Origin of the sequence: Nocardia iowensis, assembly GCF_019222765.1 — a bacterium.
Lineage (GTDB): Bacteria > Actinomycetota > Actinomycetes > Mycobacteriales > Mycobacteriaceae > Nocardia > Nocardia iowensis.
Genome location: NZ_CP078145.1, coordinates 7,939,473 through 7,964,886, shown reverse-complemented (window position 1 = coordinate 7,964,886; position 25,414 = coordinate 7,939,473). Strand labels below are relative to the sequence as shown.

Sequence of the window (25,414 nt, the reverse complement as noted above, 5' to 3'; positions counted from 1 at the left end):
GCCCGTCTCCTATCGCTCTTTGCGTAACTGCACGGCGGCGCGCCCAGTGTCGGGCAGCCGGAGCGGGCGGGTGACGTTGTCGTCCTCGGCGGGCACGCCGGGCGTTGCCAAGGCGGCCTCGTTCAGGTCGCCGCGGCGCAGGGTGGCGAAGGCGATCAGTCCCGAGATCGCGGCGAGTACGGCGGCGAGCAGCATCGCCTGATGGAGTCCGTCGAGGAAGGCCGCTTCCGCGGCCGCCCGGACCGGCCCGGTACTCGCCACGTGCGCACCGCCGCCCGCGGCGATCACGTCGGATATCTCGGACACCTTGTCGCCCAGCATGGTTCGGGCCGCTTCCGACTCGGCGAAGGCATCGCCGACCCGGTTCTGGAAGAACGCGCCGACGGCCGCGATACCGATGGCGAGGCCGGCCTGCTGGAAGGTCTCGTTGACCCCGGAAGCCATGCCCGCCTTGTCGGGGATGGTCACGGCGATCGACAGCGCGGCCCGCGGCGGATTGAACATGCCCATGCCGAGCCCGATCAAGACCATGGCGGGGATGAGTGCGGTCCAGCCGGAGTCCACGTCCACCAGGCAGACTGCCGCCAGGCCCGCGGCGATCAACAGCTGCGAGGTGCCGACCAGCACGGCGGGCGCCAACCGGGTGACCAACCCACCCGCGATGGCGGCCGCCACGAACAGCAGCAATGTCAAGGGCAGGAAGCGGATTCCGCTGGCCAGCGCCGAGTAGCCGAGTTGGTTCTGGACGTAGGAGATGAGCAGGAACAGGGCGGGCATGACGGTGAACGCGCACAGTGCGGTAACGACCGAGAGACCGCCGAAAGTATTGTTGCGGAACAGGTTCAGGTCGAACATCGCACGGCTGCGCCGGGTGATCTGGGACCGGGCGCACCAGGCCAGCAGGAGCACCGCGACCAGGAAACAGAGGATGATCCTGGCGCTCGCCCAGCCGTCCTCCTGACCCCGCAGCAGCGCGAGAACCAGGAAGAACAGCCCGGCCGAGAAGGTGATCATGCCCGGCCAGTCCACCGGTGGTGTTGTGTAGCTGCGGGATTCGCGCATCTTCAGCACACCCAGAACGAGCGCGCCGATGGCGAGCGGCACATTGATCAGGAAGATCCACCGCCAACCGGCCGTTTCGGTGAGGCCGCCGCCGATCAGCGGCCCGAAGGCGATCGCGAGACCGGTCACCGCACCGAACACCCCGAAGGCCACGCCGCGGTCCTTGCCTCGGAACTCATGGCCGAGCAGCGCCGGGCCGACCGCGAAAAGTATTGCGCCGCCGAGCCCCTGGACGAGCCGGGCCACGATGAGCACGAACACATTCGGCGCCAGCCCGCAGGCGAGTGAGGACAGCGCGAAGATGATCATCCCCGCGTTGAAGACGGTCCGCCGACCGATGCGGTCCGCCAGGGAACCCGCGGCCAGCAGGATCGCGGCAAGGCCGAGCGCGTAGGAGTCGAGAATCCACTGTAGTGAGGAGAACGAGGAGTCGAAGGCCGCACGGATATCGGGTAGGGCTACGTTCACCACGGTCAGGTCGAGCATCAGCATGAAGGTGGCCACGGCCACCGCGACCAAGGTCCAGATCGCGGTGTCCGATCGCCGGTGCATGGTGTCGGTCGGTCCGATGGCCATATGCGAATTGTCCTCTGTTCAGGCGGCTTTCGACGCGAACGCGACGGCCTTGTCCGCTGGTACGAGTTCGGGGAGACGATACAGTCGCGTCACGTGGGTGATCACATCTTCGAGCGATCCACCGAACACGAAGTAGGGGATGGTCGATGCGTGCAGGGTCTCGAGCAGGATGCGTTCGGTCAGTGTGCGCTGCTCGGCATCGTCGCCGATGAGCGTCTCCGGATCTATCCGGAGGTGAACAAACGCATCGTAGGAGATGTCGGCGCGGCGGGCGACGATTCCCGCGTGCGCGGTCAGAAAACCGTTCTCGAAGAGGCGATTCGGAATATCGAACGGGTTCGTCAGCCAGCTGAGCAACCCGCGGCTGCGGCGAATGGTTTCGGCCACGGCCCACTCGTTCAGCACCGATCCGTCGGAGACGAAACCGGATTCGGCTCTCGCCTCGGCGTCCACTCGCCGTTCGAACATGCGCACCGGCAGTTCGACGGTCTGTGCCAACCGCCGCTGACTGGTCACCACCGACGATTCCGGTGACAACCCGGTATGCGGGAGCCCGGTGGCCAGCGACAGGGCGGTGGCCAGCGTGGTCTTACCGGTGCGCGGCGCACCGGTAATCGCCAGCCGCACAGCGGGCAGCTCCGTCCGTACCGGGGCCGGTGCCGGACGGTCCAGAGTATCGGTGGTCATTCCGGTAGCTGGTGGGCGAGCAGGCAGGAGCCGGTCACACCGTTGAAGGCCTTGATCTGGATATCGGCACTGCGCCAGCGACTCCCGCCGCGATCGATGATCGAGGCGCGCCGGAGTTCGAGGATGCCTTCAAAGGAGTCATCGATCGGGCGATGCGGTCCGGCGGTGACGAACTCCAGCTTGCGCATCCAGAGGGTGTTGCTGTTCGTCCGATCCAGCGAATCCAAGTGGTACAGCAGAATTTGCGAGGACTGGGCCGCGCCGACCACGGAATCGATGGGCGAGGAGGAATCCGAGTACGCGGACTCCGCGCCGGAGTACCCGCCGACTGTGCCCGGAGTGATTCGGTGCTGCCCGGTGATTCGGCCGCCGCTCTCGTCCACCGTGAGCTCGGTGGCGGTCAATGTGTGGTCTACCAGGCCGTTCAGATAATAATGCGGTGCGGGGCCGAAGATTTCGGCGATGCTGCCGAAACGTTCGATCCCTGGCTCGGACCGCAGACCGCAGCCCGGCGGGTGCACGATGGCGAGGGTGCCGTTGAGCGGTCCGACCTGAAACTTGAAGCTGGTCTCGATCTCCGCTTCGCAGGTGTCGGCGGTATCGGAGGTGCCGATCACGGTTGCCGTCACGGGGACGTTCGCCAGGTCCTCGTGTGGCTTCGCGCCTGCCCGTACCGTGGCATGGCGCACCCACGACCGCCCGGATTCGGCGGGAGACAATTCGCGCGTCCGCGCGACCGCGGCGTCGCACAGCGCCACGGCGAGCATGATGGTGTCCACGCTGCTCACGTGGGGTACCAGTTCACTGTTCTTCTTGGTGGACCAGCCTGCCGGATAACTCAGGATGGCGCGTCCGGTGTGCTGAGCGCCGATGGAACTCGACCGGCTGAGTGAGAGCTCGGTGAAGTCCCTACCGACATTCTTGTAGCCGTCTCCGAAATATCGGATGGCGTGCGGGCCGAGTGGTTCGTCGTAACTGGAGAATGACTGTTTCATACTGGGGCACCGCACTTTCGAACACAGATCGAACAGATGACACAGAAGGGGGTCAGGCAACCTTCGGAAGACCGAATACCTGACCCGCGTATGAGAGCCCGGCACCGAAGGACACTTGCAGCGCAAGCTGTCCTGGCTTCGCCCGCGCGGAATTCACCAGGTCGTCGATCGCCAGCGGGAGGGCCGCGGCGGACGTGTTGCCCGACCGGCGGACGTCGTCGGCGATCGCGACGGACTGGTTCTCCCAACCGAGTTCGCGGACGACGCTGTCGATGATCCGCTGGTTCGCCTGGTGCGGAATGAAGACCTCCACCTCGGACAGCGCGATCTCGCCCGCCTCGGCGATCCGGCGCACCAGGCTCGGTACCGTCGCGGTGGCCCAGCGGAACACCGCGGTGCCGTCCATCCGTAGCGAGGGCGCGACCAAGGTGGGATCAGCGCGGAATTCTTCCCAGGTCGGCTCTTGCCGGATCAGGTCGGCATGCTCGCCCGTGCTGCCCCAGACCGTGCGTCGAATGTGTCCTGAATCGACCCGTGTCACAATTGCGGCGCCCGCCCCATCACCGAAAATGGGGGCGACCGACGGTTCTTCGAGGTCAATATTATTGCTGAGCTTTTCGGAACCGATTACCAATATCGTGTCGGCTTGCCCGGCATTGATGAGGGCGGCCGCTTGGCCGATTCCGTGGGCATACCCGGAGCAACCCGCCGATATATCGAATGCGGCCGGGTGGCGGCAGCCTAATTCCGCGGCGACCGCGGGGGCGCAGGCCGGTGTCTGGGTGAGCTGTGTCGAGGTCGCGAGAATAACCATATCGACCAGTTCAGCGCGCATTTCGGCGGCGCTGAGAGCGGTATCCGCCGCCTTGGTCGCCATGGTCGTGACGGTCTCGTGCGGGCCCGCGAAACGACGCTCGGTAATCCCCGTCCGCCGAATTATCCACTCATCGTTTACATTCAGTCCAGGAGCCAGTTCGGCGTTGGACACAATTCGATCGGGTCGGTAGACGCCGATCATTGATATGCCGGCCTGTAAAGTCATGTCGCGACTCCTCAACTCACCCGGCGGCGGCCTTTTTATCAGTCTGTTATCAGTTAGATAATCTAACATCCGGCGATGGGACGGGGTGTTAGAACATCTTGCTATAACACCAGACCCGCCGATTGGTGTGACGGATATCACACCAAATGTGGAGTGTCGTTCAGAATCTACTGTGCGGCAACCTGTTCCGTGTACCGGCAGGTACCTGATCTCCACATCGGGTGCCGTCCGCGCCTCTTCGTCCTGCTCGGCCGGGCGTGCGCGGGCGCGGCGGATTCCTTTGGTGCAGAATGACGTCCATGCGCATCGTTGTGGCCGGATCCTCGGGATTCCTCGGCAAGCACCTGGTCGCCGAACTGAGCAAACGCGGCCACGACGTCATTCGGCTGGTGCGGCGCGACGCCGTGGCGGCTGATGAAATCACCTGGGATCCTTACGGTTCCGCCTTCGCCGCGGACACCGTCGCGGGGGCCGACGCGGTGATAAATCTGTGCGGCGCCGCGGTCGCGGGCAAACGCTGGACACCGTCCTATAAGGAAGAACTGCGGACCAGCCGGATCGTGCCCACCCGCGTGCTGGCCGAGGCGGTCGCCGCCGCGGGAGTTCCGGTACTGCTCAACGCCTCGGCGGCGGGCTGGTACGGCGACACCGGCGATCAAGACGTCGACGAATCTGCACCGGCCGCAACGGACTTCCTCGGCACCATGTGCCGGGAGTGGGAGGCGGCCACCGCGGTGGCGGCCGACGCGGGTGCGCGGGTCGTGTTGCTGCGCACCTCGAATGTGCTAGCCGCGGATGCCGAGATCGTCACCAGGCTGAAGCCGATCTTCAAGCTCGGTCTCGGCGGCCGATTCGGCACGGGCCAACAGTATCTGCCGTGGATCTCGCTGCTCGACTGGACCGCCGCGGTGGCGTCGCTGTTGACCGGCTCGACCGCGGGCCCGGTCAACATGGTGGCCCCAGAGGCCGTCACCAACGCGGAATTCGCCAAAACGTTCGCGGCCGCGCTGCACCGCCCGGCCGCATTAGTACTGCCAGGCGCGGTATTGAAGCTGGTCGGCGGCGAGGCGGGGGCCGAGCTGCTGCACGGCCATAAGATGCGGCCGAAGGTCTTGGAAGCAAACGGTTTCGAGTTCACCCACCCCACCCTGCAACGTGCCATGGAGTGGTCGTTCCCCGGCAAGTAGCCAGCGGCAGCGAGGAGGCCCGCGATGCATCGCATCGAGGGCCTCGTCGTCCGCTGTGCCGCGCTCGGAGCTACCGGCTGGTGAAGGGCAACAGCGCCATCTCGCGGGCGTTCTTCACCGCGACGGCAACCTGACGCTGCTGTTGCGGGGTGAGCCCGGTGACCCGGCGGCTGCGAATCTTGCCGCGATCGGAGATGAACGTGCGCAGCAGGTTCACGTCCTTGTAGTCGACCTTCTCGATGCCTGCGGCAATGAGCGGGTTCTTCTTCGGACGGCGGGCCTGCTCGGCGCGAACCTTCTTCGACGGTGCTCGCTTGACTGCCATATACGGGATCCTTCGTACGAGAACAGTGGTTGTCTACCAGCTCGATTTGCGCACACCGGGCAACTCGCCCCGGTGGGCCATCTCGCGTACACGCACACGGGAAAGTCCGAACTTCCGGAGATGACCGCGCGGTCGTCCGTCAGCGGCGTCCCGATTGCGCAATCGTACCGGACTGGCATCGCGCGGCTGTCGCCGCAGCTCAGCGAGGGCGTCGGCGCGTGCCGTGTCCGATGTGCCCGGCTTGCGGATGAGCTCCTTCAGCTCGGCCCGGCGCGCGGCGTAACGCTCGACGACGGCACGGCGTTGCTCGTTGCGGGCGATCTTCGACTTCTTCGCCATCTCAGCGCTCCTCGCGAAAATCGACGTGCTTGCGGACCACCGGGTCGTACTTGCGCAGCACCATCCGGTCGGGATCGTTGCGGCGGTTCTTTCTGGTCACATACGTGTATCCGGTGCCCGCGGTGGACTTCAGTTTGACGATCGGCCGCAGCTCGGTCGACTTGGACGCCATGGGTTTCTCCTCGTCAGATCTTGTCGCCCCGGGCCCGGATCCGAGCCACGACGGCCTCGATCCCGTCCCGGTCGATGGTCTTGATGCCCTTGGCCGAGACGGTCAGCGTGACGCGCCGGCCCTCGCTGGGCAGGTAGTAGGTCTTGCGCTGGATGTTGGGATTCCAGCGACGACTCGTCCGCGTGTGCGAGTGCGAAACGGACTTGCCGAACCCGGGTTTGCGCCCGGTGACCTGGCAGTGGGCCGACATGCGGGCTCCCTCCGGTAGATGACAATCATTTTCGACAACGATTGATCGACAATGTACCGTTGCTCTGACGCAAATGAAAATCGTTATCGAAAGGAGTGCCGTCCGTGCTTCCACCTGAGGCCGACCGGAGAACACCCGTCGTGGTACTCGCGGGCTTCGCCGGGCTCGCCGCGGCGGGCATGGACCACGCGGCCACAGCGCTGTGCGACGAACCCGGCACCGTCGTCGTCCACCATGACCTGGGCCAGCTGCGCGAGGGCATCGTGCATCGCACGGTGCGCAGCGCGACCTATGAGACGTCGGACGTGCTCGAACTCGCGCACGGCTGTGTCTCCTGCACGCTGCGGATCGATCTGCTTCCGCTGCTGCGCACACTCGCCGCGCGGGACTCCGTCGATCGCATCGTGCTGGCGTTGGATCCCGCCTTCGAGGCCGAGGCGGTCTGCCACGCCATCGAACATGTGGTGGTCGAGGGCATCCTGGGCCGGGTCGACGGCCCGGCCGGGCGCGACGTGCGCATCGAGGCGGTGCTCACCTTCCTGGACGCGGGCGCCTGGCTCGCCGACGCCACCGGCGAGGAGACACTGGCCGAACGTGGCCTGGCCCGCGCCGACGACGAACGCACGGTGGCGCAGCTGGCCGTCGGCCAGGTCGAATTCGCCGACGCGGTAATGGCCTTGGGTCCGGCCGAGCCCGGAGCCGAGGCCGATCGCGGCAAGCTGGCGGCGGTGCTGACCCGACTCGTTCCCGACGCGCCCGTGGCCTGGGTGGACGAGCCGCACACGATCACCACGGACCGGGTCGAGGCACTGCTCGCCCTGGTGCCCGCGCACGCCCGCCGCGGCCGGGTGTTCGACGCGCACGCACCGCTGCTGCGCGGGCAGCCACCGCTCACCAGCGACTACGGCGTCACACTTCTCGAATTCGCCGCGAGTAGGCCGTTCCACCCCGGCCGCCTGCACGAGGCGCTCGACGTGCTCTTCGACGGCGTGGTGACCGCGCGCGGCCGAATGTGGCTGGCCACCCAACCCGACGAGGTGGCCTGGCTGGAGTCCGCGGGCGGTGGCCTGCGCGTCGGCAGCGCGGGTCGCTGGCTGGCCGCGATGTCGGAAGCCGAACTCGCCCAGGCGGATCCGGACCGGCGGGCGATGGCCGCGCTGCGCTGGGACGACCAGTTCGGCGATCGGGACATCTCGCTGGTGATCCTGGTGCACGACGCCGACCCCACCGAGATCCGTGAGGCGCTGCACTGGGCGCTGGTGGAGGACGACGAGCTACGGCTGGTCGAGCGGGCGCCCGAGCGGGTCGCCCAGTGGGAGGACCCGTTCGGCAGCTGGCACGCCGACCCGTGTGAGACCACCGAAGCCACGAACCTGCCGATCGAAGACGTGAAAGGCCCGAGAGGAGAAGCGAAATGAAATCAGGGATTCATCCGGACTACCACCCGGTGGTGTTCGAGGACGCCGGCACCGGCAAGCAGTTCCTCACCCGGTCGACCGCGACCAGCACGCGCACCGTGCAGTGGTCGGACGGCAATACGTACCCGCTGCTGACCGTCGACGTGACCGCCGACTCGCACCCGTTCTGGACCGGCGCGCAGCGCGTGCTGGACAGCCAGGGCCGGGTGGAGAAGTTCGAGCGCAAGTACGGCAAGCGCACGCGCCGCGGGGAGGCCTGAGATGGCGGTACCGAAGCGGAAGATGTCGCGGTCGAATACCCGCAGCAGACGCGCCCAGTGGAAGGCGACACCGCCGGACCTGGTGCCCGTGACGGTCGCCGGTGTGGTGCACAAGGTGCCGCGCCGACTGGTCGCGGCGGTGCGCCGGGGGCTCATCGACCTCGACCGGATCTGACCGGTCCAACGAGAACGACAAAGCGGGTCGGCAGAAGATTCTGCCGACCCGCCGTCGGTTCCCATCGACTTCGGTACGGCATGCCTGGGTCAGGCCGCCCCTGCCGGGGACGGCTCCCGCTGAGGAATTATCGACCCATCGCAACGGAAGCGACAAGCACCGAGCCGGTTTTGCTGGCTCGTGTCAGTGCAACTAAGTCAGGCCCCTTCCTTGGCCGCGAGGTCCGCGAGGGTGGCAGCGAGCCGGAAGTACTTGTTGTTGGCCAGATCGGCGATCGTCTTGATCTTGAGCGCCGCCAGCAGCTGCTTGTCGTGCTCTTCGGTGAGACCGGCGAGGGCCGACGGGGGAGCGGAGAGGATTTCGTTCAGCGACTTGTTCTCGTACGCCTTGTCGAGAGCCTTGTCGAGCACCACGTTGACGGCCATGCGAACTCCTTCGAACGAACCTGGATGTGCGGCACCCGTGCGGGCGCCTTGTGCCAGCCGACGATAACTCGGATGGTGCTGTCGTGGGGGCCGAACGCGGCGGGGTCGAGGGTCGAGCGAGCGGTCAGGACGTCGTATCGGCGTGGTGGTCGATCAGCACTCGATACTGCACAACACCGGCAACTGATTAGCTATCGGCCTGGTAGGGGCGACGTTGCAACCTTGTGCGCGATGCGATTGCGATCGGGTAGCTACCAGGCGAAATACCTACTGTGAGTTGGTTTTTGGCAGGCGGAAAAGTCTCCATGAAGTGATGCGATCGTGTCCTGGCGCCGGTACCCTCGTGCGAGAGGGCGGGTTCTCCCGGTTCCCGAGAGAACCCGCTCATCGCCAACATCCCGGCCGCGAAAGTTCCCCTCCGCGCAAGCCGACATCACCGCGTCGAACGCGATTCCAGCGCACCACTATCAGATGTGTCCCGCGTACCCGCGCCATGCCCCGGCAAACCGGGCAAGTCCGGCAACTTCGACTCCAGTCGCGCCAACTGCTCACCGACCAACGCCGCGGGCCCCTCGATCAACGACAACGGCCACGGCCAATTCCGCCCGCTCAGCCGCTGCACCTGCTCGGTGAGATCGGCCGTCGTCGCCTCCAACTCGCTGATCTCGGTGCGCAATTCACCGACCTCGTCCTCCAGTTCGCCGATCCTGGCCAACGCGGCAGCAACCCCGTCCACCAAGGTGCGATTGCGGCCCTCCGCGTCGGTACCCAACTGCGGCCAGCCGGACAGGCCCGGCCCGCGCAACTGGATCTGGATATCGCGCAGCACTGCCTCTTGCTCCGGCGTCACGTCCGCCTCCTGTATGAAATCCCACTGACCGAAATCGGTCGTCTCGGCCACGTTCACATCGCAGACCACGCCACCGACGATCTGCTGGCGCAGCGTCTGATGGATATTGCGCCGCGTCTCCACATTGCCCCCCGACCAGGCATCGGTCTGCCATGCCCAGGTGGCGCTACCCGAGTCCAGCGCCCGGCTCACCGGCCAATAACCGCCGTAGATACCGACATTCGCGCGTCCGAGCACCGTCGCCGCACCATCCAGGTAGGCATTGATGGGTTGCTGGTCCTGCGGCGTCGCATCGAAATCCGCGGAAAAGTAGATGGGCCGGTCCTCCCGGCCACCGCAGCGCAGCACCTGCGCAAGCCCCGCCCGCGCGTCCACCACGCCAGCGCCGTAACCGTCCAGCATGCGGGCCGCGGTGGTTTCCCAGTTCGACACGATCGAGACACCGTGCGCCCGCAGCTCATCGGCCTCGGCCGGGGTCAAGAGTTTGCCGGGCAGGGTGGGACCACCGTGGGACAGATACCGGACCACGAAATCGAAACCCGCCGCGCGGATCGCCGCGCCGCCCGGACGTGCCGCGGCGTAGTCCAGACCGAAACGCATGTCTCTCACTGTAAAACGGACAGCCGAGGATTTCGGTGGCATCGCCGAACCCGGGCGACGGGCGCGGGAATCACACCGCGGAGTTCGACTTCACTACCCGAACCGGGACGGGGGTGCGCCGGTCCGGCGCGATCAGGATCGCGCTGATCGGGATGGCCAGTGACAACATGCCGAGCACGAACACCGGAACGAAGAAGCCGAACAAATCCTCACCGGGCGGCATCGAGCCGGTCGCCGAGAGCTGGGTCCGCAGACCGGCCAGGTCGGTGTAATGCAGGCCAGCCACGCCGGCCGCGAACAGCAGCGCCGCACCGATCAGGGCAGGCAGCGAGCGCCACGTCTGGGTGAACCACAGTGCGGCCAGCGAGATCACGACCGCGATCGCCGTCGCGGCGAGCAGCAGCAGCGGCGTCAACCTGGTCGAACCCTGAATCCGGACGGCATCCAGTGCCAGGAAGTGCATCAGGCCGAAACCGGCGCCCATCACCAGGCCCGCGGCCACCAGGCGGGGTATCCGCGGCACGGATCCGTTGATCGCCAACGCGGCCCACACCGCGAGCACCGAAACCACGGCCGCCCCGGCGACATTCAACACGTCGTACCGAATCAGGCTGCCACGCACCGAGACACCCAACATCGAGACGAACACCGGAAGCCACACCCCGATGGCACCGATCGAAATCGCCGCCGACACCTGCCACACCACCCGGAACTGGGCCGTCGACGACTTCGCCGCCTGCCGGATGCAGCTGAAACCGATCAGCGCGCCGACCCACGAGACCACGACGGACAGGCCGATGATCCAGTAGCCCATGCTGAAGTAACTCAAAGCACCGCCTGTTCGCGTTCCTGCACGGCGAGACGTTGAATGGCGTACTCGGTCACCGCGGCCAACGACTGCCGCACCTCGTTGGCATTGCGCGCGTCGATGTCCACGATCGGCACACCCTCGCGCACCGCGAGCGCCTCACGTAGCTCGGCGATCGGGAAGCGGGGCGCGTTGGGGAAGCGGTTGACCGCCACGAGGAACGGCAGGTTGCGCGCCTCGAAGAAGTCGACCGCGGCGAAGCTGTCCTCCAGCCTGCGGGTGTCGATCAGCACGACGGCGCCGATCGCGCCGCGGATCAGGTCGTCCCACATGAACCAGAAGCGCCGCTGCCCCGGCGTACCGAACAGGTAGAGCACCAGGTTGCCCGGCAGGATGATCCGGCCGAAATCCATGGCGACGGTGGTGGTCTCCTTCTCCGGGGTGTCGGCGAGATCGTCGATACCGTCGGAGAACCTGGTGACCATGGCTTCGGTCCGCAGCGGAACGATCTCCGATACCGCACCGACGAAAGTCGTCTTGCCCGCGCCGAAACCGCCAGCGACCACGATCTTCGTCGAGGCCATCCGGTTGTTGTCCGAGTCGGTATGGCCGGTGTTGGTGTCGGGCCCGATTTTCCTATAGGGCACGGAGTCCACGCAAAGTCCTCTCCATCAAAGAACGGCGCTCGTCGAAACTCGCCTCGTCAGTCAGTGTCGAATGCACACGCAGGATGCCGTCGACGACGAGGTCGCCGATCATCACCCGGACCATGCCGAGCGGCCGATCCAGGTGGGCGGCGATCTCGGCAACAGACAGTCGGTGCGTGCCGAGCCGAAGAATATCCGTGCGGACATCACCGGTAGGCCAGTCGAGATGCGCAGTGTAGGACAGGGTCTCGATGACCGCCTCCATCGGCAGGTCGACCGCGGGCTCGGTACGCCCCGACGTCAGGGCATAGGGTCGGACGCGCGTGGTCGGTTTTGGTCCAGGTCCGAATGGATTGGACATCTCACGCTCAAACCGCGGTGCGGGCGGTGGCCGTGACCACCGTGCCGACCCGGTCGACCAGCAGTGCCATCTCGTAGCCGATCCGGCCGATGTCGTGCGACTTGTTGGCGAGCACGGCGATGTGCGAGCCATTGCCCACGCTCATCACCAGCAGATAGCCGCGCTGCATCTCGACGATCGACTGCATCACCTTGCCGCCGTCGAACAGCGACGCCGCGCCCATCGACAGACTGGCCAGGCCCGCGGTGACGGCGGCGAGCTGTTCGGCGCGGTCCGCGGGCAGGTGCGGGCTGGTCGCCTGCAACAGGCCGTCGGCCGACACCAGCACCGCATGGGACACGCCGGGCACGTCCCGGGTGAAGCGGGCGACCAGCCAGTTCAGGTTCTCATCCGTGGTGCTGTTCGCGTTGGTCATGCAAGCCCTCCGTCGTTGTACTGCGCATTGGCCCGCCCACTGCGGACCCCACTGAGATGCCTGGTCAGGTTGGTCCGGATCTCCTCGGGGTCACGGGCTCCGGGTTCGTCTTCCTGGGCCAGGCCGCCGGGGACGAGCTGCGCGCCCGGCGTGCGGATAGGAAGCCCACCGCTGGTGCGACCGGTCGGGGTCGGCCGGGTGGCCTCCTCGGCGGCCATCCAGCCGGCATCGGCCGGCGAGGTCCATGTCGTCTCGGTCGCCTGCGAGGTGGCGGGCTCGACCAGCCATTCCGAGACCATGCGTTGATAGATCGGGGTCGGCGAGGCACCCGCCACCGGCTGCAACCGGGAGGAGGTGACCATCGCGGGCTCCGGCGTCCGCGGCGGAGCCGGTTCGGCGGCAGGCACGGTGGCCGGACGCCGGATCGGCAGACCGGACCGCGAAGTGGTCGCCGGGGCGGGCTCACCCGAGCTGTCGCGCTGCTCAGCCGAGCTGTCGCGGCTGTCGCGTTGCTCGGGCTCACGCGCAACCGTCGGCTCCGGCTCGGTCCACAGGTCAGTGCTCTGCTCCTGCTCCGCGGCTGCGGGCCGACCCGGGCTGGTGCTCGATTCGTTCGCCGTCGGCGGGCCGAACGGGGACCGGTCGTCGCTCTGGTTGTTGATCGACCACGGCTGAGTCGGCGGCTGCGAGTCCGGATCGCTGTCCGGCGTGTTGTTGCGGGCGGCCATCGAGACCACCGGCTGCCCGGGTGCCTCGGCGACCCGGATGGCAGGCCGGCGTTGCGGCAGTCCCGACGTGGTCACCTCGAACCGCGGCGCGTTGTGCTGCGGCAGGCTCGGCACCGGAACCAGGTTGCGCGGCTGCGTGTTCTGCGACGGCGCCGCGGGCAGCGCGTACTCGCCGGTGAAGTGCAGCGGCTGCCCGTTCGGATCGGTGGCGTCCAATGGCGGCGAGACCAGGGCACCGGGCAGGTGCACGCTCGCGGTGATGCCGGGCTGCTGGGCCATGGTGGAGGTGCGGCGCAGGCTGGCGGTGATGGTGTGCCGCTTGGCGAGCCTGCCGACGACGAAAAGACCCATCCGGCGCGCCGTTTCGACGGTGACCTCACCACCCGAGGCGAGCCGGTCGTTGATGACCTTCAGATCCTCGGCGGCCATGCCGAGGCCGCGGTCGGTGACCTCGATCAGGTAACCGCCGTCGACCGCGCGGGCCACCGACACGGTGACCGGAGTGGTCGGCGGCGAGTACCGCAGCGCGTTGTCGATCAGTTCGGCGAGCAGATGCTCGATGTCGATCGCGGGTTCGCCCGCGACGATGCCCTCGGGGACGGCGGTGATCTCCACCCGCTGGTAGTCCTCGACCTGGGAGACCGCGCTCCACAGCATGTCCGAGAGCTGGACCGGGTGCAGCTGGCCGCGGCGCAGTGCCGTACCGGCCAGCACCAGCAGGTTGTCGCCATTACGCCGCATGCGGGTGGCGAGGTGGTCGAGCCGGAACAGGCTCTGCAACCGTTCGGTGTTGTCCTCGTCGTGCTCGAGGTCCTCGATCAAAGCGAGCTGCTGCTCGACGAGGGACTGGCTACGCCGGGAAAGGGTCTCGAACATGTTGCCGATCTGCAAGCGCAGCCGGGCCTGGTCCGCCGCGAGGTGCAGGGCGGCCTGGTGAATGTCGTCGACGGCGCGGGCCAGCTGGCCGATCTCCTCGGTGGTGTGCACGTCGACCGGGGCGATCTCCGGGGTGGCGCCGCCGGAACGGGCCTGCTCCAGCTCGCGGGGCAGGTCCTCGTGCGCGACCTTCAGCGCGTCGCTGCGCAGCCGGCGAATCGGCACCACCAGCGAGCGCGCGACGGCCAAGCCGAGCACCAGGCAGGCGAGCAGCGTGGTGACCACGATCGCGACATCGCGCAGCACGCTGCTGCGCACGTCGGCGGTCTGATTGGCGAGCTTGTCATCGATGATGTCGACCAGGTTGTTGGTGACCTGGTCGTAGGCCTTGCTGGAGGTGTTGAGCGAATCCATGATGGCGCCGGGATCGCCACCGCCCTGACCGAGCGCAGCGAGGCGCGACTGCACGGCGTTGAGCAGGGTATCGGCGTTGATCGCCGAGGACGGGTTGAGCTGCGCGTACTGCGCGTTGAGCACCAGCTCGGACCCGGCGGCGATCAGCAGCTTGGCCTGGACGGCCGGATTGCGCGCTGGGTCGGCGGTGGTGATCATCAGGTATTCCTGGGTGAACACCCGGCGGGCGTTGGTGCTGACGCCGAGCTGCAGGAAGTACCGCTGAATGGTGACCTCTTCGAGCGACGGCGACACCGCGATCGCATTACCGATGCGCGCGGCGACTTCGTCGGACTGCTCGGCAATGGTCTGCGGCGAGCTGTTGAGCAGCCCGTTGCGCATGGTCCGGCCCGCCGCGATCGCCGCGCCGAGTTCGGTGGTCACGCGGTTGTCGCCGGTGGCGGTGCGCAGCGTGGTCTCCAGATCGACCGCGGTCTGATCGAAGCGGGCGCTGACCTTGTCGAGCTCCGGGTCCTGCGTCTGGTTGGTTCGCATGGTGGCAGCGGTGATCGCGAGGCGTTCGGTGGCCGCGCCGAAGGCAAGCATCGGACGGATGATTCGCGCCTGCTCGGAGGTCGCGTTCAGCTGCGAAATCGTGCCGAGCTCATCGTTGATCCGCAACACCGCGAAGGTAGAGGCCAGTAGGACGGGCAGCAGGAGAACGATGCCGACCTTCCGGGTTACCGGCAAGTTGGACAGGCTGAAATACCAGGAACGCGGTTTTGCTTCCATTCCGCTTCCGTCGCCTCCACTCCGCGCAGGGGCCCTCGGGATGGCACGTGCTGTTCAACGTAAGTGGGATCTACCCGCCGAGAACCAACTAAAGGTCTTCTTTTTACCGCAGGGAACATACCGCGAGGACTGCCTATCGGCAATCTGAGGGACAAGGTCGGACGGTGCCCGAATATGGCTACACGTAACAGGTTTCGCGTTGTACGACTTCTGGAGTGTACAGACCAACTGGACAGGTGATCTAGGCAGCTCCAGATCGTCGATAGCTGAACGGGTGCTGTCATCCGGCGTACCGGTCGACCGCGGACCCGGCGTGTCGGGTGGCGCCTCTCAGTCGCCTCTCAGTCGATACGGTCAAACTGGTCGCATGCGCATTCTGGTAGTCGACGACGATCGCGCCGTTCGTGAGTCGCTGCGCCGGTCATTGACCTTCAACGGCTACTCCGTCGACCTCGCGGTGGACGGCGTCGACGCCCTCGACAAGGCGACGAGTCAACGACCGGACGCCCTGGTTTTGGACGTGATGATGCCCCGGATGGACGGGCTGGAGGTCTGCAGACGCTTGCGCAGCACCGGTGACGATCTTCCGATTTTGGTTTTGACGGCACGTGATTCGGTATCCGAGCGGGTGGCCGGCCTCGACGCGGGCGCCGACGACTATTTGCCGAAACCGTTCGCGTTGGAGGAATTGCTCGCGCGTTTACGCGCGTTACTGCGTCGCACGACCGCCGATCCGGGCGAGGCATCGGAGGCAATGACGTTCGCCGATTTGTCGCTGGATCCGGTGACCCGAGAGGTTTCTCGCGGCGAGCGCGCGATCAGCCTGACTCGCACCGAGTTCTCGTTGCTGGAAATGCTGATGGCGAATCCGCGCCGGGTGCTGACCCGTAGCCGCATCCTCGAGGAGGTCTGGGGCTACGACTTCCCGACCTCGGGCAACGCCCTCGAGGTCTACATCGGCTATTTGCGCCGCAAAACCGAAGCCGACGGCGAACCACGCCTCATCCACACGGTGCGCGGCGTCGGATACGTGCTGCGGGAGACGCCCCCCTAGGGCAAGCCATGCCGAGAACCGTTCCGAAGCGACCCGTCGTCGCCGGGCTGGGACAGCAACAGCGCCCGCCCGACCCGGCCGAAATGCGGCCACCCATTCCGCTCACCCGCTCGGTCTCGTTGCGTTGGCGGGTGACCTTGCTGGCCGCGTCGGTCGTGGCCATCGCGGTCGCCGTGACCTCGATCGCGGCCTACGCGATGGTGGCGCGCGCGTTGTACGGCGATGTCGACGCGCAGTTGCACACCAGGTCCGCGACGATGATCAACGGCGACATCGACAACATGACCTTCCAGACACTGAGCCTGGCGACGTTGTTCTCCAACGACATCGGGGTGGGAATCATCTATCCGATCCCACCCGGCGCACCCGTGAACCCCATCCCGGCGTACGTACCGCCGCAACCGACCCGGCCGCCCATCGCTTCCGAAGAACTGGCGGTAGCCCGCGGCGAGCAGCCTTCATCGTTGCGCACCGTCGAGAACCAGCGGGTCCTGGCTCGGCGTACCGATTCGGGTGTCACGCTGGTCATTTCGCAGCGGCTGCAACCGACCAGGGAGGTGCTGGACCGGTTGGCCTGGCTGCTGTTCGTCGTCGGCGGCTGCGGGGTCGTGCTGGCCGCGGCGGCGGGCACCGCGGTGGGCCGCACCGGATTGCGGCCGATCGCGCGGCTGACCGCGGCGACCGAGCGGGTGGCGCGCACCGACGACCTGACGCCCATCCCGGTGACCGGCGACGACGAATTGGCCAGGCTCACCGAGAGTTTCAACACCATGCTGCGCGCGCTCACCGAATCACGGGACCGGCAACGCCGATTGGTGGCCGACGCGGGACACGAATTGCGCACCCCGCTCACCTCATTGCGCACCAACATGGAATTGCTGATCGCGTCGAGCCGACCGGGCGCACCGAGCATCCCGGACGAGGACATGGTCGAGCTGCGCGCGGACGTGATGGCGCAGATCGAGGAATTGTCCACGCTGGTCGGCGATCTGGTCGACCTGGCGCGCGAAGACGCGCCCGAGACCGTCTACGACCGGGTCGACCTCGGTGAGGTGGCCGAGCGCGCGCTGGAGCGGGCCAGGCGCCGACGCAGTGGCATCGAGTTCGTCGCCGGGTTGCGACCCTGGTTCATCTACGGCCACGAAGCCGGGCTGGAGCGGGCGATTCTCAATGTCCTCGACAACGCCGCGAAGTGGAGCCCAACCGGCGCGCAGGTCTGGATCAGCATGCACGAAACCGGTCCCGGCCTGCTCGAATTGACGGTCGACGACGCGGGACCCGGAATACCGCCCGCCGAACGGGAGTTGGTGTTCGAGCGGTTCTACCGGACGACGGCGTCGCGCTCCATGCCCGGCTCCGGACTCGGCCTCTCCATCGTGAAACAGGTGGTGACCAAGCACGGCGGCACCATCGCCATCGATACCTCACCGCGCGGCGGCACGTTGGTGCGCATCGTCCTACCAGGGGAGCCGGGCGCGCCGACGACCGAATGACGGAGCGTTCGATGGAATCGGATCCGGTGAATTCGACGGCGCGCGCGGCGGAGGCCGGAGCCGTATCGTATGGCTGGGGGAGCGGTCGGTAGTCCGCTCGGAGTGGGTACGCAGTCTCGGACAATTGCAAGCACGGTCTCAGTCCGCTCTCAGTCGTCGTCGTCAAGCTGGTCGGCAGACGCTGAGGAGAAACGAGGAGTCCATGACCGAGGATTCGAAGGACCGGCGGGACGAGCCGGCGAACGCCGCATCGGACCTGTCCAAGCCGGCCGACCAGATCCCGGCCGCACCGGCGGGTCCCGTTGGCACGCCATACGGGGCGGACGCCGCCTACGCACCGCAGGGCTACGGGCCCCTGGGGGGACAGCATCCGGCGGGGCACTACCCGCCGCCGCATCAGCACACCCAGCCGTTCCCCGGCCCGGACTACGGCGCACCGCACTTCGACCCGCAGCCGCCGCACGGGGCGGGCTATCCCGGCCCGGAGTTCGGTGGCGCGCAGCAGGCACCGGCCAAGCGCCCGGTCCGCACCGGTCTTGTCATGGGAGCGGTCGCGCTGGCCTTGGTCAGCGGTGGCGTCGGCGGCGCGGTCGGCGCGCTGGCCACCCACTCGGACAACGGGCGCGCGCCGATTACCAATGCACTCGACCAACCGAAACCCAATGTCAACACGGTCTCCAACGCACCAGCGGGCTCGACCCAGGCGGTGGCACAGAAGGTGCTGCCCAGCGTGGTGATGATCAAGGTGGCCAGCAGCCGCGCCGAGGGCGAGGGCTCCGGGGTGGTGCTGTCTTCCGACGGCCTCATCCTGACCAATAATCACGTGGCCGCAGGCGGTGGCCCGAGCGCCAAGATGGAGGTCGTGTTCTCCGACGGCAGCTCCGCGCCCGCGACCATCGTCGGTGCCGACCCGGTCTCCGATCTGGCCGTCATCAAGGTCTCCGGCAAGAGCGGTCTGACCCCGATCGAGCTGGGCAGCTCGGACAACCTGCAGGTCGGCCAGCCGGTCGTCGCGATCGGATCGCCGCTCGGCCTCGCCGGGACCGTCACCACCGGCATCGTCTCCGCGCTGAACCGCCCGGTGTCGACCCAGGGCCAGGGCCCGCAGAACCCCGCGGGCGCCAACCCGGTGATCGACGCCATTCAGACCGACGCCGCGATCAACCCCGGCAATTCCGGTGGCGCGCTCGTCGATGGCAACGGCAAGCTGATCGGCATCAATACCGCGATCGCCAGCCTCGGCGCCGGGGAGCCGGGAGCAGGCCAGCAGAGCGGATCGATCGGCCTCGGTTTCGCCATTCCGGTCGACCAGGCCCGTCGCGTCGCCGACGAGCTCATCAAAACCGGGCATGCCACCTACGCGCAGATCGGCGTCAAGATCCAGGCGTTGGACTCGATCAATGGCGCCAGGGTGCTGGAAGTCACTCCCGACGGCCCCGCCGCGAAGGCGGGCATCCCCGCGGGCGCGGTCGTCACCAAGCTGAACGACCGCAGCATCAACACCGGCGACGCACTGGTCGCCGCCGTTCGCTCGCACCAACCAGGAGACAAAGTGAAGGTCACCTACACCGATGAGCAAGGCAACAACCCCAAGACCGTCGAGGTGACCCTCACCGGCGCACCGGCGGACGGTGGCCGATGATGCGGGTGCTCCAGGGTGGCTTGACGCCGCTGCTCGATACGGCCGCTGACGTTCTCGGCACAAGCGCTACGGTGAGCACCATGGAAATCGATGCTCCGGTGGCGGGGCGTGCTCTGGTGGTGGTCGTCGATGATCGAACGGCGCATGGAGGTGTTGACTCGCTCGGCCCGCTGGTCACCGAGTTGCTCACCGAGGCAGGCTTCCTCGTGGACGCATCGGTGTCGGTACAGGCCGACGAGGTCGAGATCCGCAACGCGCTGAACACCGCGGTGATCGGCGGTGTCGATCTGGTCATCTCGGTCGGCGGCACCGGCATGTCCCCGCGTGACGTCACCCCCGAGGCCACCTCCCAGGTGCTCGACCGCGAGTTGCCCGGCATCAGCGAGGCCCTGCGCTCGTCCGGCCGGGTGGCCGGCTCGCTCGACGCCGGTCTGTCCCGCGGTGTCGCCGGTGTTTCCGGCAGCACGCTGGTGGTCAACCTGCCCGGCACCCGGGCCGCGGTACGCGATGGCATGGCGACCCTCGGTCCGTTGGCCAGCAAAGTGATCGGCGAACTCTCCGGATTGGTCGAATAATTACGGTCTCCGGCCCCTCCGACGACATCCCTCGTCCGGCAGCTCGCCGGGCGAGGGATGCGGCGCGTCTCGCCGAAATCTTCGGCGACGCCCTCCCAGACACTACGAGCGACGAACGCGGAGACGACTCGGCAGACGAGTCCGCCGCCGATGATTGGCTGCGCGCGCAGAAGCCGCCGCACCACGGTTGACGCCCTTATCTACGTAGTAACTGCGTATTGAGAAGTTGGCTCGCCGTAATCTCCTCGTGATTGTTTACTTTCGACGAAACTCTGACGATATTCTTACGGCCTTGTCCCGTATTCAGCACTTGGCGCTTTGGTGACTTCACCGGCATCGATCAGCCGCTCGGACTGTCTCCACCAATGCATTTATGCATGTCGAGCGTTATTTGCATGTGTTCGACTGTGACCTACATCACATTGATCTTTATGAAAGCTCGCGTTGCAGTGCCGTTACCTAGCGTTTAATGTTCGCCACGAGCCACCCACACTGGACTTCACCGGCCCGGGTACGGCACGTACGCGTCGGCCCGGCGGAACCTGGCTCGGTTCCGGTCGCCAGCCGGAGCGTCGCGCCGAACTGAATTGCTGGTTACATACCGGCAACAATGGGGCGACAAACTGAGCTGGGCCTGCGAGGACCACTGTCCAGCCTCGATGGTCGAGGCTGACTGTTTTAACCTGATGAGGGGAAGTATGAGCGAGAACCGCACCAACGGTCTGCGCCGCGGTGCCCGCGTCGCGGGCGTCGGCGCTGCCGCGGCCGTGGCCATGGGCCTGCTTTCGACCGGCGCTGCCAATGCTGACGTTTTTGTGCCGTTGCCGGACGGCCAGAAGGTCGGCCCGGGCGTGACCATTACCCGTACCGGGGAGCATGCCCTCGTGTCGCCGTCGCTCGCCGCCAACGGCGCGGGCCGCGTTGTCTGGGTTTCCGGCAACGCCTCGGCCGATGTCACCGAGACCCCGGAAGGCAAGGTCGGTCCCTGGAACGGCGCGACCAACAACCCCGGCACCAACAACTCCTCGACGCACGGTGCGTCCCAGCTCAACACGGGCTACATCATCGGCTGCCAGATCAGCATCGCCGATGACGCGATCGGTCTCGGTCTTTCCGCCAGCGCCGATCTCACCAAGGGCGGCCTCGGTGGCAAGTTCGGCATCAACCTGGGCCCGGGTGACGTGAAGTTCGTGCAGGTCGAACTGAAGGACATCACCAAGCCGGGTACCTACTCCGTGGAGTACCAGGATTTCGAGATGGAGATCCAGGGTTGCGCGGGCTACGCCCAGGCCCGCTCCTACACCGTGGTCGAGATCATCGGTGACAACTACTCGAAGACCACCCTCTACGGGATGCCGTTCAGCATTGGCTGACGACTGTCCGACTGTCGAATTGTTGAACACTCTTCTCGCTGAAACGAACTCAACCCCTGAGGGAATTACACATGATCAACCGTAAGAATGTGGCGCGGGCAGCCGGTGTCTGTGCCGCCGCGACCGTCGCTTTGGGCCTGTTCTCCACCGGTGCCGCGAACGCGGACACCTTCGTGCCGCTGCCCGGTGGCGAGATCACCAAGACGTTGTCCGACGGCACCGTGGTGACCGTTCGCCTGGTCAACGAGTCGGCCAACATCAACCCGTCCATGGGCTCGACTCCGGTGCACCGCAACGCGTGGGTGTCCGGTTCGGCGCGGGTCGAGGTGTCCGGTTCGGGTGCCACGGGCGGCAAGATCCGTCCGGGCTATGTGGTCGGCTGCCAGGTCAACATCGAAGGCGGCGGCGCTACGGCCGGCGTCGAAGGTAGCGGCAACTGGGACGGCAAGAGCGGCAGTGTCGGCGTGGAGGGCGGCGGCAGTCTGAGCCTCGGCCCCGGCCAGGCGAAGGCGTTCTACCTGCTCGATCGCGAGCTGGCCGATGACTACGGGAACGAAGATCACTCCACCCAGATCACGTTCAAGGGCACCAACGGCTCGGTGACCTGGGCCGATTCCACCATCGGCCTGGCAGGCTGCGGCGGTTACGCGCAGGCGCGCTCGTTCGTCAAGGTCAAGGTCGAGACCGACAACGTCATGTCCCACGTGACGCTGTGGGGCCAGCCCTTCAGCCTCGGCTGACACCAAATATCAACTCGCACAAGATAAGCGGGCCCGTCGCCACCGCGACGGGCCCGTTTGTTGTTCCCACCTGCCGCCGATGTCCCTGCCACCCCCGAAGGCATCCCGGCAGGGGCGTCAAATCTCCACTCGCTGTTGAGAATTCGTTCCGCTAGGGGTCGACAACCATGATCAACCGAAAGAAACTGACGCGGCAGGCCGGACTCGGGGCCGCCGCCGCTGTCGCGCTGGGCCTGTTCTCGACCGGCGCGGCCGATGCCGATATCTTCATCCCGCTGCCCGGTGGCGAGACGCACAAGACGTTGGCGGACGGCACGGTGGTGACGATAGAGCTGGTCGACGAATCAGCCGACATCAACCTGTCCGTGGGCGCCACTCCGGAGCACCGCAGTGTATGGGTATCCGGTACGGCACAGGTCGAATTGTCCGGCACGCCCGAGGGCAAAGGCGGCTCGATCTTTCCGGGTTACACCGTGGGCTGTGAGGTGGACATCGCAGGCGGCGGTGCCGCCGGTGGTTTGGACTGGAGTGGGAATGCGATCGAGCCGAACGCCGGTACCGCCATCGGTGGCAATCTGTCGCTCGGACCCGGTCAGATGAAGTCGTTCTACGTGCTGGATTTGGAGCAAGGCGACGATTTCGGAAGCGCGGTGCACGAAACGCGCAATCAATTCGAAGGCAACCATGGCTCGGTCAGTTGGGCCGACGAGACCATCGACCTGACCGGCTGCGGCGGACCCGCGCAGGCGCGCGCGTTCGTCAGTCTCAGCGTCGAGACCGACCAGGTCGTCACCTGGATGACGTTGTGGGGAGAGCCTTTTACGATCTGAAACTCAGGACTCGTGCTTACCGCCCGCGCTGCGCTGGCCCTCGGCCAGCAGGTCGCGGATCTGGATCAGCACCTCCGCATCGCTGAGCTCGGCAGCTTCCGGACTGAACCGCTTCTTCACGTGCATGGCGGGCAGCACGAGCACGAAGTACAACACCGCGGCGACGATCACGAAGTTGATCGCGGCGGTGATGATCGGACCGACCTGGACGAAGGTCGCCGCTTTGTCGGCTACGAGCCGAAAACCGAGACCCAGCTCATCGCTGCCGCCGAAGACGGCCAGGATCGGGTTGACGATGCCATTGGTGAACGCGGTGACGATCGCGACGAACGCGGTACCGATGACCACCGCCACCGCCAGGTCGACAACGTTTCCGCGGAATAGAAAATCCTTGAAACCCTTGAGCATTGCCGATATCTCCCTCCGGAGCTGGCGGAGTGGCAAGCGCTAGTGTGGAGCTGACAGGTGGTGCTCGGCGGTCTTCCGGTACGCCCGATGCTAGTTGGCCGTGATGGCAAATGTGCGGACAACTCAATGGAAGACAACGGTGAGCGCGGTGTGCAGTGACGCGGCCGCGACCACTGCCGCGTGTTCGGCGTCCATCGCCACCAGCACCACCCGTTCCTTGGTGCCGCGTCCGTCGCCGGGGCTGGACACCAGCACCACCGCGGCGTCGGTCGCCAGCGTCCGGGCGGGCCGTGAGCCTTGCTCCTCCCCGCCGATCACGTCGACGCGGTCACCCGCGCGCAGGATTTCGGCGACGGCGGTGTCGGCGAGCCGGATCGGCACGATTCGCGCATCGCGCGCGCCGGTCGCGACCGCGGCCAGCCGGGGTCCGACGACGCGGATGTCGGTGAATACCTCGCCGCCGCGCATCGCCCCGGTCAACGTCGCACCGATCACGTCCGACGGATCACGCACGACGCCATCGGGCAGTGTGGCGGATTCGTGGGGAGCCGAGCGTAGATCGCCCGCGTCGAGGACGTGGCCCGGCGCCAGATCACGTCCGGCGATGACCACCGTGGATCGTTGCGCGCCGGGATCACCACGCAGGAACAGGATCGCCGCCAGCGCTACCAGGCCCGCGGCGAGCAGCCGCCGCGCCAGCACGGTATCTGCCCATGGCGGTCGCTGCCACGTCCCGAAGTGGAAGCCGCCGCCGCGGCCGAGATCGGCGAATGATCGAGTCATGGCCGGATCCTATGGCCGTGATCACACCCGCGGATGGCGGAAAAGGGTTAGCTGTGGATAACGAAGAGGCTGCGGATAACTCGGCGAATCAGCTGGCCACAGCGGTGCTGGCGGCCGCGCTGCTGCCGTTGGACGAGCTGGAATCCGAGCTCGACGAACTCGATTCCTTCGCGCCGCCGTCGGACTTCGCGGGCTCGCTCGCGGTGGACGAGCCGCCGCGGCTATCGGTGCGGTAGAAGCCGCTGCCCTTGAACACGATGCCGACCGAGTTGAACAGCTTGCGCAGCTTTCCGGAGCATTCCGGGCAGACGCTCAGCGCATCGTCGGAGAAGGACTGAACGATGTCGAAGCGGTTGTCACACTGGGTGCACGCATACGAGTAAGTTGGCACAGCATCCTCCGCAAGTTTTCGTCATCTGGCACTCTACAGCCGACAGTGCCAACGTTGCCAATCTACCGTTCATTCCGCGACGTGATCTTCGACAAGCCGATGCAACCCGCCGCGTGGCGTGAGTGCCCAGCCCATTCGCAGGTCGTGCGGTTCCTCGGGCAGGCGGTCGACCAGCTCATCGTCCCGGACCACCGCGACCAGCCGCGCGTCCGGCCTGGCCGCGGCCAGCGTCCGGTCGTAGTATCCCGCGCCGCGCCCGAGTCGGACACCGCGCCGGTCCACCGCGAGCGCAGGAACCAGGATCAGCTCGGCCCAGCCGACCGCCTTGGTGGGCAGCGGCTCGCCGGTGGGCTCTAGCAGGCCGAACCTGGCTCGCCGCAGACTTGCCCGGCCGGTGTATTCGGTCCAGTTCAGCGGCCCCGGCGGCCCGGTGACCGGAACGAGCACGCGGGCACCCGCCTGCCGCAACGCGTCCAGCACCTGCGTCGACCCCGGTTCGCCGCGCACCGGCACGTACGCGCAGACCCACCCGCCGGCTTCCAGCGCACGGGCGGCCGCGACCAGGGCCACGGCGTCCGCCGCGTGCTCCTCGGGTGTCATCGCTGCCCGTCGAGCAAGAATTTCGGTGCGCCATGCATGTTTATCGCGCTCACCGGGCATCTCCATGTCGATCACCATAGGCTGGCCGGAATCCCGGTCGGCTCGACGCCGAGTCAGGGGCTGTGACGATGGATAGGGTATG

30 protein-coding genes are annotated in these 25,414 nt (G+C 66.7%); 11 read left to right on the top strand and 19 right to left on the bottom strand.

Annotated features, from left to right (window positions below):
- Window positions 1-9: 9 nt before the first annotated feature.
- The 4 genes from KV110_RS36810 to KV110_RS36795 are packed head-to-tail and all read right to left on the bottom strand — an operon-like array spanning window position 10 to window position 4,362.
- On the bottom strand, window positions 10-1,638 hold the full coding sequence (locus KV110_RS36810; RefSeq protein ID WP_218471731.1) for an MFS transporter: 1,629 nt from the start codon (window positions 1,636-1,638) through the stop codon (window positions 10-12).
- A gap of 18 nt (window positions 1,639-1,656) precedes the next feature.
- The gene (locus KV110_RS36805; protein ID WP_218471730.1) at window positions 1,657-2,325 is read right to left on the bottom strand and encodes a DEAD/DEAH box helicase family protein; all 669 of its coding nucleotides are present in this window, start codon (window positions 2,323-2,325) and stop codon (window positions 1,657-1,659) included.
- Window positions 2,322-3,320: an AvrD family protein gene (locus KV110_RS36800; RefSeq protein WP_218471729.1), complete on the bottom strand. Its 999-nt coding sequence runs from the start codon at window positions 3,318-3,320 to the stop codon at window positions 2,322-2,324. The genes KV110_RS36805 and KV110_RS36800 overlap by 4 nt, the downstream gene beginning before the upstream one ends.
- Window positions 3,321-3,372: 52 nt before the next feature.
- Window positions 3,373-4,362, bottom strand: a complete 990-nt coding sequence (locus KV110_RS36795; RefSeq protein WP_218471728.1) for a beta-ketoacyl-ACP synthase 3 — start codon at window positions 4,360-4,362, stop codon at window positions 3,373-3,375.
- A gap of 299 nt (window positions 4,363-4,661) precedes the next feature.
- Between KV110_RS36795 and KV110_RS36790 the strand changes: the two genes are divergently transcribed.
- Window positions 4,662-5,549 (top strand): TIGR01777 family oxidoreductase, encoded by an 888-nt coding sequence (locus KV110_RS36790; protein ID WP_218471727.1) that lies wholly within the window; start codon window positions 4,662-4,664, stop codon window positions 5,547-5,549.
- Between the two features lie 70 nt (window positions 5,550-5,619).
- Here KV110_RS36790 and rpsR read toward each other — a convergent pair whose 3' ends face one another.
- From rpsR to rpmB, 4 genes are read right to left on the bottom strand one after another with little or no spacing between them, the layout of a single operon-like run.
- On the bottom strand, window positions 5,620-5,874 hold the full coding sequence (gene rpsR, locus KV110_RS36785; RefSeq protein ID WP_040738992.1) for a 30S ribosomal protein S18: 255 nt from the start codon (window positions 5,872-5,874) through the stop codon (window positions 5,620-5,622).
- 33 nt (window positions 5,875-5,907) lie between these two features.
- Complete coding sequence (gene rpsN / locus KV110_RS36780; RefSeq protein ID WP_218471726.1) at window positions 5,908-6,213, bottom strand: 30S ribosomal protein S14; 306 nt, start codon at window positions 6,211-6,213, stop codon at window positions 5,908-5,910.
- Window position 6,214: 1 nt separating this feature from the next.
- Entirely contained in the window at window positions 6,215-6,385 is a 171-nt protein-coding gene (gene rpmG, locus KV110_RS36775; RefSeq protein WP_011211511.1) for a 50S ribosomal protein L33, read from the bottom strand.
- 13 nt (window positions 6,386-6,398) lie between these two features.
- A complete protein-coding gene (gene rpmB / locus KV110_RS36770) occupies window positions 6,399-6,635 on the bottom strand; it encodes a 50S ribosomal protein L28 (RefSeq protein ID WP_218471725.1) in 237 nt (78 codons plus the stop codon).
- Between the two features lie 104 nt (window positions 6,636-6,739).
- Between rpmB and mrf the strand changes: the two genes are divergently transcribed.
- From mrf to rpmF, 3 genes are read left to right on the top strand one after another with little or no spacing between them, the layout of a single operon-like run.
- Window positions 6,740-8,053, top strand: coding sequence for a ribosome hibernation factor-recruiting GTPase MRF (gene mrf / locus KV110_RS36765; RefSeq protein WP_393537718.1), 1,314 nt, complete (start codon window positions 6,740-6,742; stop codon window positions 8,051-8,053).
- Complete coding sequence (locus KV110_RS36760; protein ID WP_218471723.1) at window positions 8,050-8,313, top strand: type B 50S ribosomal protein L31; 264 nt, start codon at window positions 8,050-8,052, stop codon at window positions 8,311-8,313. The genes mrf and KV110_RS36760 overlap by 4 nt, the downstream gene beginning before the upstream one ends.
- 1 nt (window position 8,314) lies before the next feature.
- Window positions 8,315-8,488, top strand: coding sequence for a 50S ribosomal protein L32 (gene rpmF, locus KV110_RS36755; protein ID WP_218471722.1), 174 nt, complete (start codon window positions 8,315-8,317; stop codon window positions 8,486-8,488).
- Window positions 8,489-8,685: 197 nt separating this feature from the next.
- On the opposite strand, the gene KV110_RS36750 is transcribed toward rpmF, so the two are convergent.
- The 7 genes from KV110_RS36750 to KV110_RS36720 all read right to left on the bottom strand — a co-directional run bounded on the left by KV110_RS36750 (window position 8,686) and on the right by KV110_RS36720 (window position 15,383).
- Window positions 8,686-8,913 carry a hypothetical protein gene (locus KV110_RS36750; RefSeq protein ID WP_218471721.1) on the bottom strand — a complete coding sequence of 76 codons (228 nt, stop codon included), beginning with the start codon at window positions 8,911-8,913 and terminating at the stop codon, window positions 8,686-8,688.
- 433 nt (window positions 8,914-9,346) lie between these two features.
- Window positions 9,347-10,363 carry a glycoside hydrolase domain-containing protein gene (locus KV110_RS36745; RefSeq protein WP_218471720.1) on the bottom strand — a complete coding sequence of 339 codons (1,017 nt, stop codon included), beginning with the start codon at window positions 10,361-10,363 and terminating at the stop codon, window positions 9,347-9,349.
- Window positions 10,364-10,433: 70 nt separating this feature from the next.
- Window positions 10,434-11,192 (bottom strand): MHYT domain-containing protein, encoded by a 759-nt coding sequence (locus KV110_RS36740; protein WP_218471719.1) that lies wholly within the window; start codon window positions 11,190-11,192, stop codon window positions 10,434-10,436.
- Complete coding sequence (locus tag KV110_RS36735; protein WP_029900001.1) at window positions 11,189-11,755, bottom strand: GTP-binding protein; 567 nt, start codon at window positions 11,753-11,755, stop codon at window positions 11,189-11,191. The genes KV110_RS36740 and KV110_RS36735 overlap by 4 nt, the downstream gene beginning before the upstream one ends.
- 52 nt (window positions 11,756-11,807) lie before the next feature.
- The gene (locus KV110_RS36730; protein ID WP_029900002.1) at window positions 11,808-12,179 is read right to left on the bottom strand and encodes a DUF742 domain-containing protein; all 372 of its coding nucleotides are present in this window, start codon (window positions 12,177-12,179) and stop codon (window positions 11,808-11,810) included.
- Window positions 12,180-12,186: 7 nt separating this feature from the next.
- A complete protein-coding gene (locus KV110_RS36725; RefSeq protein ID WP_218471718.1) occupies window positions 12,187-12,594 on the bottom strand; it encodes a roadblock/LC7 domain-containing protein in 408 nt (135 codons plus the stop codon).
- Complete coding sequence (locus KV110_RS36720; protein ID WP_218471717.1) at window positions 12,591-15,383, bottom strand: sensor histidine kinase; 2,793 nt, start codon at window positions 15,381-15,383, stop codon at window positions 12,591-12,593. Before KV110_RS36720 ends, KV110_RS36725 begins: the two co-directional genes overlap by 4 nt.
- 367 nt (window positions 15,384-15,750) lie before the next feature.
- On the opposite strand from KV110_RS36720, the gene KV110_RS36715 reads away from it, so the two are divergent.
- The 7 genes from KV110_RS36715 (at window position 15,751) to KV110_RS36685 (ending at window position 23,090) form a co-directional block, all read left to right on the top strand.
- Window positions 15,751-16,437, top strand: coding sequence for a response regulator transcription factor (locus KV110_RS36715; RefSeq protein WP_218471716.1), 687 nt, complete (start codon window positions 15,751-15,753; stop codon window positions 16,435-16,437).
- Window positions 16,438-16,445: 8 nt separating this feature from the next.
- Complete coding sequence (locus tag KV110_RS36710) at window positions 16,446-17,930, top strand: sensor histidine kinase (protein ID WP_218471715.1); 1,485 nt, start codon at window positions 16,446-16,448, stop codon at window positions 17,928-17,930.
- Between the two features lie 202 nt (window positions 17,931-18,132).
- Window positions 18,133-19,572 carry a S1C family serine protease gene (locus KV110_RS36705; protein ID WP_218471714.1) on the top strand — a complete coding sequence of 480 codons (1,440 nt, stop codon included), beginning with the start codon at window positions 18,133-18,135 and terminating at the stop codon, window positions 19,570-19,572.
- Window positions 19,573-19,652: 80 nt separating this feature from the next.
- Window positions 19,653-20,147 carry a MogA/MoaB family molybdenum cofactor biosynthesis protein gene (locus tag KV110_RS36700; RefSeq protein ID WP_218471713.1) on the top strand — a complete coding sequence of 165 codons (495 nt, stop codon included), beginning with the start codon at window positions 19,653-19,655 and terminating at the stop codon, window positions 20,145-20,147.
- Window positions 20,148-20,845: 698 nt separating this feature from the next.
- Complete coding sequence (locus KV110_RS36695; RefSeq protein WP_218479347.1) at window positions 20,846-21,520, top strand: MspA family porin; 675 nt, start codon at window positions 20,846-20,848, stop codon at window positions 21,518-21,520.
- Between the two features lie 71 nt (window positions 21,521-21,591).
- Entirely contained in the window at window positions 21,592-22,260 is a 669-nt protein-coding gene (locus KV110_RS36690) for an MspA family porin (protein ID WP_218471712.1), read from the top strand.
- Window positions 22,261-22,427: 167 nt separating this feature from the next.
- Window positions 22,428-23,090 carry an MspA family porin gene (locus KV110_RS36685; protein ID WP_218471711.1) on the top strand — a complete coding sequence of 221 codons (663 nt, stop codon included), beginning with the start codon at window positions 22,428-22,430 and terminating at the stop codon, window positions 23,088-23,090.
- Between the two features lie 3 nt (window positions 23,091-23,093).
- On the opposite strand, the gene mscL is transcribed toward KV110_RS36685, so the two are convergent.
- The 4 genes from mscL to KV110_RS36665 all read right to left on the bottom strand — a co-directional run bounded on the left by mscL (window position 23,094) and on the right by KV110_RS36665 (window position 25,338).
- Window positions 23,094-23,498 carry a large conductance mechanosensitive channel protein MscL gene (gene mscL, locus KV110_RS36680; RefSeq protein WP_218471710.1) on the bottom strand — a complete coding sequence of 135 codons (405 nt, stop codon included), beginning with the start codon at window positions 23,496-23,498 and terminating at the stop codon, window positions 23,094-23,096.
- A gap of 123 nt (window positions 23,499-23,621) precedes the next feature.
- Window positions 23,622-24,281, bottom strand: a complete 660-nt coding sequence (locus KV110_RS36675; RefSeq protein WP_218471709.1) for an SAF domain-containing protein — start codon at window positions 24,279-24,281, stop codon at window positions 23,622-23,624.
- Between the two features lie 88 nt (window positions 24,282-24,369).
- Window positions 24,370-24,672: an FmdB family zinc ribbon protein gene (locus KV110_RS36670; RefSeq protein ID WP_218471708.1), complete on the bottom strand. Its 303-nt coding sequence runs from the start codon at window positions 24,670-24,672 to the stop codon at window positions 24,370-24,372.
- Between the two features lie 69 nt (window positions 24,673-24,741).
- Window positions 24,742-25,338 carry a 5-formyltetrahydrofolate cyclo-ligase gene (locus KV110_RS36665; RefSeq protein WP_246634198.1) on the bottom strand — a complete coding sequence of 199 codons (597 nt, stop codon included), beginning with the start codon at window positions 25,336-25,338 and terminating at the stop codon, window positions 24,742-24,744.
- Between the last annotated feature and the right edge of the window lie 76 nt (window positions 25,339-25,414).